Source organism: Bartonella sp. MU70NMGDW (assembly GCF_042194085.1).
In the GTDB taxonomy this organism is placed as follows: domain Bacteria; phylum Pseudomonadota; class Alphaproteobacteria; order Rhizobiales; family Rhizobiaceae; genus Bartonella; species Bartonella grahamii.
In genome coordinates, this window is record NZ_JBHIMK010000076.1 from 1 (window position 1) to 8701 (window position 8701).

15 protein-coding genes and 1 pseudogene are annotated in these 8701 nt (G+C 40.0%); 5 read left to right on the forward strand and 11 right to left on the reverse strand.

The window, feature by feature from the left end:
• From ACFIKE_RS07160 to ACFIKE_RS07180, 5 genes are all read right to left on the reverse strand, one after another.
• Positions 1 to 931: phage tail protein (locus ACFIKE_RS07160; protein ID WP_375648903.1), on the reverse strand; the 931-nt coding region annotated here is incomplete at its 3' end.
• A complete protein-coding gene (locus ACFIKE_RS07165) occupies positions 931 to 1758 on the reverse strand; it encodes a baseplate J/gp47 family protein (protein ID WP_375626976.1) in 828 nt (275 codons plus the stop codon). The genes ACFIKE_RS07165 and ACFIKE_RS07160, both read right to left, overlap by 1 nt.
• The gene (locus ACFIKE_RS07170) at positions 1755 to 2096 is read right to left on the reverse strand and encodes a GPW/gp25 family protein (protein WP_004856773.1); all 342 of its coding nucleotides are present in this window, start codon (positions 2094 to 2096) and stop codon (positions 1755 to 1757) included. The genes ACFIKE_RS07165 and ACFIKE_RS07170 overlap by 4 nt, the downstream gene beginning before the upstream one ends.
• Complete coding sequence (locus ACFIKE_RS07175) at positions 2093 to 2782, reverse strand: phage baseplate assembly protein V (RefSeq protein ID WP_375648905.1); 690 nt, start codon at positions 2780 to 2782, stop codon at positions 2093 to 2095. Before ACFIKE_RS07175 ends, ACFIKE_RS07170 begins: the two co-directional genes overlap by 4 nt.
• Positions 2763 to 3311, reverse strand: coding sequence for a hypothetical protein (locus ACFIKE_RS07180; protein ID WP_375648922.1), 549 nt, complete (start codon positions 3309 to 3311; stop codon positions 2763 to 2765). The genes ACFIKE_RS07175 and ACFIKE_RS07180 overlap by 20 nt, the downstream gene beginning before the upstream one ends.
• A gap of 76 nt (positions 3312 to 3387) precedes the next feature.
• On the opposite strand from ACFIKE_RS07180, the gene ACFIKE_RS07185 reads away from it, so the two are divergent.
• From ACFIKE_RS07185 to ACFIKE_RS07195, 3 genes are read left to right on the forward strand one after another with little or no spacing between them, the layout of a single operon-like run.
• Positions 3388 to 3687, forward strand: coding sequence for a BrnT family toxin (locus ACFIKE_RS07185; protein ID WP_375648907.1), 300 nt, complete (start codon positions 3388 to 3390; stop codon positions 3685 to 3687).
• On the forward strand, positions 3674 to 3946 hold the full coding sequence (locus ACFIKE_RS07190; protein ID WP_012754724.1) for a CopG family antitoxin: 273 nt from the start codon (positions 3674 to 3676) through the stop codon (positions 3944 to 3946). Before ACFIKE_RS07185 ends, ACFIKE_RS07190 begins: the two co-directional genes overlap by 14 nt.
• A 38-nt stretch (positions 3947 to 3984) precedes the next feature.
• Entirely contained in the window at positions 3985 to 4302 is a 318-nt protein-coding gene (locus tag ACFIKE_RS07195; RefSeq protein WP_004856761.1) for a type II toxin-antitoxin system HicB family antitoxin, read from the forward strand.
• A 75-nt stretch (positions 4303 to 4377) separates the two neighbouring features.
• On the opposite strand, the gene ACFIKE_RS07200 is transcribed toward ACFIKE_RS07195, so the two are convergent.
• The 3 genes from ACFIKE_RS07200 to ACFIKE_RS07210 are packed head-to-tail and all read right to left on the reverse strand — an operon-like array spanning position 4378 to position 5610.
• Complete coding sequence (locus ACFIKE_RS07200) at positions 4378 to 4656, reverse strand: hypothetical protein (RefSeq protein ID WP_375648910.1); 279 nt, start codon at positions 4654 to 4656, stop codon at positions 4378 to 4380.
• The gene (locus ACFIKE_RS07205) at positions 4653 to 5414 is read right to left on the reverse strand and encodes a phage antirepressor KilAC domain-containing protein (RefSeq protein WP_375648912.1); all 762 of its coding nucleotides are present in this window, start codon (positions 5412 to 5414) and stop codon (positions 4653 to 4655) included. Before ACFIKE_RS07205 ends, ACFIKE_RS07200 begins: the two co-directional genes overlap by 4 nt.
• On the reverse strand, positions 5407 to 5610 hold the full coding sequence (locus tag ACFIKE_RS07210; protein WP_375627530.1) for an Arc family DNA-binding protein: 204 nt from the start codon (positions 5608 to 5610) through the stop codon (positions 5407 to 5409). The genes ACFIKE_RS07205 and ACFIKE_RS07210 overlap by 8 nt, the downstream gene beginning before the upstream one ends.
• 75 nt (positions 5611 to 5685) lie before the next feature.
• On the opposite strand from ACFIKE_RS07210, the gene ACFIKE_RS07215 reads away from it, so the two are divergent.
• Positions 5686 to 5910 carry an Arc family DNA-binding protein gene (locus ACFIKE_RS07215; protein ID WP_375627529.1) on the forward strand — a complete coding sequence of 75 codons (225 nt, stop codon included), beginning with the start codon at positions 5686 to 5688 and terminating at the stop codon, positions 5908 to 5910.
• Positions 5911 to 5925: 15 nt separating this feature from the next.
• Here ACFIKE_RS07215 and ACFIKE_RS07220 read toward each other — a convergent pair.
• Positions 5926 to 6402: pseudogene (locus ACFIKE_RS07220) on the reverse strand (antA/AntB antirepressor family protein); the annotation flags it as partial.
• Positions 6403 to 6837: 435 nt separating this feature from the next.
• Here ACFIKE_RS07220 and ACFIKE_RS07225 point away from each other — a divergent pair.
• Positions 6838 to 7866, forward strand: coding sequence for a hypothetical protein (locus ACFIKE_RS07225; RefSeq protein WP_375648915.1), 1029 nt, complete (start codon positions 6838 to 6840; stop codon positions 7864 to 7866).
• Positions 7867 to 7893: 27 nt separating this feature from the next.
• On the opposite strand, the gene ACFIKE_RS07230 is transcribed toward ACFIKE_RS07225, so the two are convergent.
• Entirely contained in the window at positions 7894 to 8250 is a 357-nt protein-coding gene (locus ACFIKE_RS07230) for a hypothetical protein (RefSeq protein ID WP_375648917.1), read from the reverse strand.
• Between the two features lies 1 nt (position 8251).
• The coding region (locus tag ACFIKE_RS07235; protein ID WP_375648919.1) for a major capsid protein at positions 8252 to 8701 on the reverse strand (450 nt) is incomplete at its 5' end.

Here is an 8701-nt window from a genome sequence, read left to right on the forward strand (position 1 = left end):
GTTTGCCGTCAACATCGTGAAAGTCTGTACGGGCAGCAAGAAACAACAGAGTGCCTGTTGTAGAAGGGTTAAATCTGTTACCACAATGGCTGTACACACCATCCAAAGCCTGTTCGACAGGCGCTACAGCATAGCATCTTTGATACCCAATCACGGCATTTTGAGTGTCTCTTAACACGAGATAAAGCGTGCGACCATGAAACCATTCTGCCATCAGCATATCGCGTTCATGTTTTTTGACCGAACACCACGGAAAGTTTGCCATATCCCATGGATAATCGATTTGGTTCCAGCTTAATTCTTCATTCCCATCATCTATCCAATTGCCAATAAGCCTGCCTTCTTCTTGTGTGAGAACGTGCTCTATCTCTGTTGTGCGCCCAAAGGAAAACAAAGTGTCCCCAGCTGTTAAACGAACACCGCTCTCATACTCCAACATGCTGTCATCAAGCCGTGACATATTGCATTCAACAGCTTGTACATCATAACCATAGGTCCCACGGCGAAAATCAGAGCGCAAACTTTTGGAAAGGTCGGTAATTGCTTCAATGGCTTCAAGGCTTTTGCGTTCAGGCAACTGATCAAAATCAAGTTGAAAGGAATTCCACCATACCCGCCCCGTCCAAGCGGGTTGAAAGCGTGCAGAAATCCCTAGCCATTCAAGCCCCATCTCTATTGCCGCAAGGGAGCCGCGAATATGTTGCCATGCAAGACCCTGATCAATCAAATCATAGAGGTTTGGAACATAAGGCGTAAGCTCTCCAAGCCCGTATTCTTCAATCAACCACGGTAAGAAACGGGGAGGGCGTGTGATCAGTTTAGAACGTGAAATCCCCAAAACAGAACCATCAACATCTTGATGAAAATCACAAGCATCGGCAAGGCGCTTTTCAAATTTTGTTGCGTTTGTGGGAAGGAGGGAACCAACCATTAGCGCGCACGCCCTTTGAAGTTTAAGGTGATTTTTCCAATCGATAAAACTTCTTCATCACAAACCATACTGTCTTGTGTTGGTGTAATGGCGATCACTTTCTGGACACCAGCAATCATTAATTTTGAAATCCACCACGACAAACTTAATTCACGACCAATGGCTTGTTCTTGTCTCCATGCTGCTCTTAAATTTGTTTCCATTGTTGTAAGAATTTTCAAAGATGTTTCTGGTAACAGCCAAACATCTGCCTCTAAATCCAGAACTTTTTTGACAGCAGCGTGAACAATGATTGTATCATTGGTCATGATGATATTTTTTCTGTGAAGAGCTTCTGAGACTGTTTGTATGAGATCTTCAGAGGCCGTTCCTTCTTCATTGTTGCCAAAAAGAGCAACATAGATGGTTGGGTCTTTGCCTTTACGGTAAACAATCGCATCCTTAACACGACTATCTGCTGTTAAGGCTATAAGCTTGTAATAGGGCTCTGTCCCGCTACCATTGCCACCACGGGCATGAAGCTCTATGCGTTCACGATATCTCTCGTCACTTTCACCCTCCATGCGGGCAAGACCATGCCAGTTTCCCAAAGCATCAAGAGATTCACCGGTTGCAAAATCAAGAATGTTGTTGCGTGCCGCTTCGTTAATACGCTGTCTTAAAAGCAACTCTCGATAGCTAAAAGCCTCAATGACTTTTACAGCCGGATCACTTTCAAGAATGGTATATTCCGGCAAAAGCTCTTTTAAATGGGCAAGAGCAGCAGCGCGTATTTCCTCAAAAGAAAGTTCTGTGATGATTTCCGGTTTTGCAAGTACTCCATTCATTTTATCAGTAATCCTTCCATGGTAATGGGCTTACCTGAAGGCAAATAAATGCCTTCAAAGGACAAAGAAACTTGTCCAGCATCAACCATTTTAAAATCAATTTTTTTCAATTTAAAACGCGGTTCCCATTTGTCTAAAGCCTCAGCAACAGCAGCATAAAGGGCAACAGCAAAAGCATTATTAACCGGTGCATCAATGAGTTCTGCAACACGTGAACCATAATCACGCCGCATTACACGCGAACCAATCCGCGTTGACAAAATATCAAGGATTGATTGGCGTAAATGATCAATTCCGGTTAATGGCTTTCCTGTTGTACGGTCCATTCCACTGTTCAATTGGGACCTCCTGTCATCGAGCCACCAGGGGAAACACCACCATGAACATGTGTTGCTCCTACATTGGTACCGTTATGCTTTAGTCCACTTGAGTGAATGGAAACATTATTCCCAGAATGAAGAGAGAGACTATCATTCGAATTCAGTGAAATGCCATCACCAGCCTTCAAAGAGATGCCGCCTTTTGCGTTTAAATTTATATCGCTTTTTGAAACAATCTTTATGCCTTCCGGTGCGGTAAGCTCTAGCTTGCCACCATCACCTTTTAGTGACACACCATCAGCGATTGTCAGGATAAATTTTCCGCCGGATTTGATGTGAATTCCATAAGTGTTTTGTTCATCATCATATTCAAGGCTGGTTCCATCAGGGTATATCGTTCGGTGAGTGCTGCCTTTATCGGCTGCTTGATTAGCATCGGTATGAAGTGAACCAACAATCACCCCTTGTGATAAATCTCCGGATGACGAGACAACAATCACTTGCTCTCCGATATCACGCCCCTCATACGAGCGTGTTTTACCGGCGCGGGCTTGTGTATCTGGAATCCAGTCACTGACAAGATTGCCACTTTTTACCCGATAGCGTGCGTTTTTATGGTCAACATGGCTAATTTTTCCCACCACAACCATATTGGCCACACGTCTCTTTAGATCTGTGATTTCTTTATCGCGCCGCTCTAACATGTCCACCTTCAATTTTATGGTATTTATCTTTATTTCTCACGCCTGTTTCTGGTTCAAAGCTTAAGAAAGGTTCAACGAGTTTTGCTGTTACACTGCCTTCTTCTTCATCCATGTTGGGGATATTTGTCACATAAATGACTTCAAAGGTTAAAATCGCACCATGGAGCGCTAGGGCGCCATTATCACCAAAAGCAAAAGCAATATTTTGCAGGCGGCATGTCTCAACGGTATTGTTAAGATTAGGATTAGCGTAGAAAATCTCCTCAATTTCCCATGCTAATTGGTCAACAAAACGTGCACCATCTTCACATGTCGCATAACATTCAACATCTAGCGTTAAAACACGCCGCCTTATTCCATAATCATAGCCATCTTCAATCGTTTCACTTTGTGTTGAGATATTAATTGCAGGCGTGTTCTCAGGGGAGAAGTTGAAATCACGCATATTGAAAACATTGTCACCAGCTGCCGTCTTTGCTGCTTTGATCAACGCAACAAAGATTTCCCTTATCGTTTCTCTCGGATGCATGAGTGTTCCTGTTAAAACAGATTGATTTTTAATCATTTTTATTGTATTTGTGGATACATTTTGATATACATACGTTATGGTAGCAAACATCAAAGTTCATGGCATAAATTGGGATGATGGTAACTGGCCAAAATGTGCCAAACATGGAGTTTCTAAAAAAGAAATTGAGTATTTATTCACTAAACTTGGAAATCTCGTCATAAAGCATGACCCCAATATTAAAGAAGAGCGTTTCAGAGCCATTGGAAGAAGCTATAATGAAAGATATATATTTTTAGTTTTTACCTTAAGAACAATAAAGAATGAACTGTTTGTGCGTCCTATTAGCGCTCGTTATATGCACCAAAAGGAGATTGATTTTTATGAAAACCTCTAAATTAAAACAAATGCCCGTTTTTAAGACGGATGAAGAAGCAGAAAACTTTGTTGATACTGCAGATCTTACAGATTATGACTTAACTGGTTTTAAACCCGTTCATTTTGAATTCTTACCTAAAGAAGCCTCTATGAATATTCGCTTACCTCAAGCACTTATGAAGGCTTTAAAGGAAAAAGCTAAAAATCAAGCTATCCCTTACACACGCTATGTTCGACATCTCATCGAACGAGATTTACGAAAAAGCCATCGTAATTGACCAATATCCTCTGTAGAGGATATAAGAAAGGATGAAACATGAACAATAATCATTATACATATCGTGTTTTGTGGTCGCAAGAAGATGAGGAATATGTCGGATTGTGTGCAGAATTCCCATCCCTTTCATGGTTAGATGCTCAAGCAGAGAAAGCTTTAAAAGGCATTATGGACCTTGTTTCAGAAGTTGTTGAGGACATGCAACATAATGGAGAAGAAGTTCCTGTGCCTTTGTCACATGGTAAATACAGTGGTAAGTTTCAATTAAGAATACCACCAGAACTCCATAGAAAACTTGCAATACAAGCCGCTGAAAATGGTGTGAGTTTAAACAGATACATTTCTTCTAAACTGTAATTTTCTCTTGATAAATATTCGTTTTTAACCACCTCCCCATTGTTGAGAACGGGGAGGGGAGTTCTATTTTTTTAATTAAGCAACCTTTTTAATGGGGCTCTCTAAAGTAGGAGCATAAGCTTGCAATAACGGATTCATGCTATGCGGTAGTTCTGAAGTTCCAAAACCTGTAAGAACTGCTAGAATCTTTGTAATATTCGGCACTTCATCTTGAAGTTTTACAATCAAAGCTTTTTCTACCACCCCCATGATGTCAACCAGAGCACTACAATTTTTATCATCTACATATTCACAATTGACAAACTGAAACAACGTTATCCACAAATCGCATAAGAAGTTAGTATCTACCTTCATTGCACACCCCCAAAGATTTGTTCTCTCAAACATGCCAATCCTCTAGATGTGATTTTCGTTGAAGGGAGCACCTTTTCTGTACCATCCGGTCTTTGAATGGTAATAGCAGGGCAATCCATGAATCCTTTCTTGATCTTGTCCTGATAAGGTAACAGAGGCGCCCCTGGAGCCCGTCGATACACCCAATCATGTTTACGCAAGTAATCCGTTAAATCCTTTGGTCGCACCTCTAACATTTTTGCTGCTTCAATTAAGCCAAACAAACCATCAGAACGCTTTAAACCATCAAGTGCTTTTGCCTTTGGTTCTAATTTAGCAATGATATTGTCTTTCCGCTCATTTTCATCTTTTAAATGCGTTAAGACACCAAGCATTACTGCTGGACTGGAGTAGTCGATCGATTGAACATAGGATTGCTTTATCTCGCCCCTACGCCATGCAACAAATAACTTAATAAGCATATAACGGACTTGAGAAGATTTTTCTGTATTCGATAATGTCGCAATCAATAACGCCTGCTCTTCGTTAAGCCAATATTCTGTTACGTTATTGCCCTTTATTACGTGCGCCACAGTGGCGCACCTCCCAAACCGTTCTATTTCTTGCATATTTCTTGTAATTAATTTTCTAACGTCACGTGTACGAACAAACCCTAATTTTTCTGCTAAGTCCACATCGCGAACACGAGGCTCGTTTTCGACTTCTCGTAATTTTATTAATTTGTCTTTATTGATAGGTAAGTATGTGCTATTATTCATTGTAATTGACCTCTTTCGGGTTAGTTAGATGTAAAGCGTTAGAGAGAGTTTTTGCGGACTTATGCTCTAGCGCTTTTTCTTTTTTGAGAATGTTAATTATTTCAGATGAAAGAGAGCGATCATTCTCAGTCGCCCGATTAAACAACCACTCCTTTAATGTATGTGGCATATTTATTTTATATTGGATCGTTTTCATTTTACCTCCATATGCACATATTTAGTACCATAAAGGTACCTTGTGTCAAGTGTATTTTAGGTATATTTTAGGTGCATGACAAAAAAAGATCGTGTGCAATTTAAATTTCTCATTCCAATTGAACTGAAAAATCAATTGGAAGAGCTTGCTGAAGCAAATCATCGTAGCCTTACGGGTGAAATTCTTGCTCGTTTAGAAAACTCTGTCCGCACTACCGTTACATTAAATCACCTACTGGCAATGAATTCAGAAGATCTCAAAAAGCTCCTTGAACAACCACTCGTGAATAAAAAACAATAAGATGCCACACATAGCCCCCTCAGAGCGTTTTAAACCATCAAGTGCTTCTGCTTTTGGTTCTAATTTAGCAATAACATGATCTTTCTGCTCTATTTGATTTTGTAAGTGATTCAAAACACCAAGCAATGCTTCCGGTTTGGAGTAGTCAACTTGTGATGCAGCTATCTGCGGTGTTGCTACTTGTTTCAAAAGCCGTTCACATTTGATAAAGTATTGACGTGCTTCATGCCCTTTATCATTACGCTCTATCATTGAAAGGTGTTTAGCCACGTCTAACGTAATGTGGTATTCTTTTATTTTTCCACCCCGGTAAAAATTTACCGCAGTTATAAAGTTTATATTTTCCTGAAATTTACATTCTTTAATGCGATTTTTAATCCAATTTCTAAATTCAGATTTTATTTCCAAAAACGCATGCAAATCACGCGCGTTAACAGTTTGAACAGTTTCCTGATCAATAACCCGTTCTTTAATTTCTATAAGAGTGTTCATAGTGAACTCCTATCGATTAGAGGTTTCTTATTGACATTCCAGAAGAATGCCGGGCGCTAAGAAACACGGTCGATAGTCCGTCGTTACGCTTTCCCCATAAAGAGTATTGTATAGCGTAACTACACCCGACAAATCTATTATATGCATGTAGCATATAATGAGTCAAAGTCTTTAATGTGCGGAGAAGAGATTGTGTCGGCAATCTATCCGCTATCGATTTAAGGTGTTTCTTAGGCACCTGATTCGATTATTCATACTCCTATCATAATGTCAATAAGTAATATTACATTTTTCTAAATTATATAAGTACGTCTTTACTTTATTTGTCGACTCACTTTAAATTTCCACTTTACTTTTTTATTTATAGCGGAGGGGGAGGTAATACTGGATACCCTTAATATAATTGCAATGATCGTGTGCTTGTTATCATTGCCAATGATGATTGTCGGACTCGTTTTAGTATGTATAAAGAAATGGCGGAAAAACGGACTGAAAACTCTTGGTATTGGAGCTTTATTATTTATCGGCTCTGCGATAGTAGGTGCTTCTGTACACAAAGACAAACCAAATCAAATTACACACAATAATGAAATTGTTACCTCCTCCTCGACTTCGTCAATAGATGTTGCTACTCAAAACGAAAGCGTGTCTCAAGCACCAGCTGAGAATACCGATAAGCAAGTTACCCCCACTCAAGTTAACAAACCAGACAAAGATGATGGATTAGGCTTTTGGGGATGGTTTTGGTTAATTTTCTTTGCGTTTTTTGCGTTTTCCATTTTCGCTTATTGGCAAGATAAACGCAAAAAACGTTTTGAAGAAAAAGTTCCAGAACAGGCTTCAATGTCGCTCCCTTCTGCACATCCTTCTTCTGATTTCTCAGTCGTTAATAAAACATCTCCAGCACTTAAAAATGAACAACTGGAAAAATGGATCAGGATCTTTCTCCTTTGTTCTCTATTGATTGGAGGCATTGTGGTAGTAATAAGTATTTCACCATGGTTATTAGTAGCCATTCTTATTGTTTTACTTTTGGTGATCGCTCATTACTCTGAAAAGAAAAAAGTAAAACTTTTTGAAGAACAAGTTGCAATGTTGCTACCGGATATTAAAGTGTCTAGTTTTTCTGAAGCGTGTAAAATGTTTCAAGAACTTGACGCAAGTGAATATGATTATCGTTTAGCAAAAAATGAAAAATTGTTGGGAGTTCAAGAACGCGTTTTCTTTGATATTAATAAAAAGATCCCACTTAGAGGACGTCTTTTGGTAACCGATCAAGCCATTGTATTTGAAAGTCCTGAAAAGAATGAAAGAACTACTTGGACACGAATTGCATCAGTCACTATAACATACCATGAATGCCAAGTCAGTCTCCGTACCGGCATACCACGGAATTACCAATTCACTGCCTTTTCAAGTCCAAGGTTTACAGCAGTAATTCGAGTTCTGGGACAGTTTTATTGATTTTTAAACACACCAAATAAAGATGCCTCATTGTTTTATCTCGCGCAAGATAAGCTTATACATACTAGATTCTGAGGCTTGGACATCTGTGATCACGAAGTGCTCTTGAGAAGAGGGCGCTTTGTTGTTTTCAGGAGCCATCACAATAACACTATCTTCCGGTTTTGGTGGTAAATCCCCGATGTCATTGATACAAAGATCAAGTTCCTTTCTTGGAATTGTGGTGGGGATTCTGCCACCGGCGTCCGATTCTGAATGCTTAATGCCGTAAATCGCTGTAATCCGAAAAGATTGCTGATTGTCCTTTCGCGTGTAGATGATGGGCTGCCCAAAAGTGTTGCGCACATCTTTAACCATTTGGTTTAGCAGCCCGTGCCATCGCATGTTATTTCGCTCCAATCACGGCTTTAAACAGCATTTCAGGGCGTGTGCAAATGTAAAGCGGATAGCTGTAGACCTCCGGTTTTACCCATGCATTACGGTCGTGATCAATGATCAACATGGTGTAGAGAGGCTTTCCAACGGTGTTGGCAAAATCCAAGCTTTCACCTGGTGCAAAGGTTTTTTGGAAGACACCAGGCGCATCAACAGGAAAGAATTGACATTCATCAGGCTTAATGCCTATGGCGCGCTTTGTTCCAGCCTTCGCACTTATATTATAGTTGTGAATACTCCGGTAATTAATGAAAGTGACACCTGCAAAGTCAAAACTGCCAAAGCTGCCCGAGCCAAGAGCGCTTGGTGTTGCAATACCTCCGGCGCTATTGAGTGTCTGTGCTAAGGCTGTGTTTAAATAGGTCTCACGAATTGTTTTATGGTTTTTCAACTTGGAAAA

Excerpts from the sequence above, each read along its gene's own strand:
- ACFIKE_RS07215 (WP_375627529.1), top strand. The coding sequence starts at position 5,686 with ATGACAAAAAAAGATCGTGTGCAATTTAAATTTCTCATTCCAATTGAA.
- ACFIKE_RS07180 (WP_375648922.1), bottom strand. The coding sequence starts at position 3,311 with ATGCATCCGAGAGAAACGATAAGGGAAATCTTTGTTGCGTTGATCAAA.
- ACFIKE_RS07165 (WP_375626976.1), bottom strand. The coding sequence starts at position 1,758 with ATGAATGGAGTACTTGCAAAACCGGAAATCATCACAGAACTTTCTTTT.
- ACFIKE_RS07210 (WP_375627530.1), bottom strand. The coding sequence starts at position 5,610 with ATGAAAACGATCCAATATAAAATAAATATGCCACATACATTAAAGGAG.
- ACFIKE_RS07225 (WP_375648915.1), top strand. The coding sequence starts at position 6,838 with ATGATGATTGTCGGACTCGTTTTAGTATGTATAAAGAAATGGCGGAAA.
- ACFIKE_RS07195 (WP_004856761.1), top strand. The coding sequence starts at position 3,985 with ATGAACAATAATCATTATACATATCGTGTTTTGTGGTCGCAAGAAGAT.
- ACFIKE_RS07205 (WP_375648912.1), bottom strand. The coding sequence starts at position 5,414 with ATGAATAATAGCACATACTTACCTATCAATAAAGACAAATTAATAAAA.
- ACFIKE_RS07175 (WP_375648905.1), bottom strand. The coding sequence starts at position 2,782 with ATGTTAGAGCGGCGCGATAAAGAAATCACAGATCTAAAGAGACGTGTG.
- ACFIKE_RS07190 (WP_012754724.1), top strand. The coding sequence starts at position 3,674 with ATGAAAACCTCTAAATTAAAACAAATGCCCGTTTTTAAGACGGATGAA.
- ACFIKE_RS07230 (WP_375648917.1), bottom strand. The coding sequence starts at position 8,250 with ATGCGATGGCACGGGCTGCTAAACCAAATGGTTAAAGATGTGCGCAAC.
- ACFIKE_RS07200 (WP_375648910.1), bottom strand. The coding sequence starts at position 4,656 with ATGAAGGTAGATACTAACTTCTTATGCGATTTGTGGATAACGTTGTTT.
- ACFIKE_RS07185 (WP_375648907.1), top strand. The coding sequence starts at position 3,388 with ATGGTAGCAAACATCAAAGTTCATGGCATAAATTGGGATGATGGTAAC.